Source organism: Vibrio sp. OPT46, from assembly GCF_015163535.1.
GTDB classification, from domain to species: domain Bacteria; phylum Pseudomonadota; class Gammaproteobacteria; order Enterobacterales; family Vibrionaceae; genus Vibrio; species Vibrio alginolyticus.
This window is the reverse complement of sequence record NZ_JADDYG010000188.1, coordinates 1-233: the sequence shown is the minus strand read 5'-3', so window position 1 is coordinate 233 and position 233 is coordinate 1. Positions and strand designations below refer to the sequence as shown.

The following is a 233-nucleotide window of genomic DNA, read 5'->3' as shown; positions in this document are numbered from 1 at the left end:
CAGTTGGGAGAATCGAACCCAGTTGCTAAGTCTTCCTCAAGCCTTGCAGAGCAAGTGGCGGAGTTTGAGAGAGCAGCCATTGAAGGCGCTTTATTAGAAAACAACGGTAGTATTAAACAGACAATGTGCCAATTAAATGTGCCAAGAAAAACCCTTTACGACAAGATGCAGCGCTACCAAATAAATAAAGACCTTTACAAATAAAACACGTTCAAATAGCTGGCATTATATTC

1 protein-coding gene is annotated in these 233 nt (G+C 40.8%); it reads left to right on the top strand.

Annotated elements, in window-relative coordinates:
- On the top strand, nt 1-204 hold a 204-nt coding region (locus IQR33_RS08690), incomplete at its 5' end, for a helix-turn-helix domain-containing protein (protein WP_322631758.1).
- Nucleotides 205-233 lie beyond the last annotated feature (29 nt).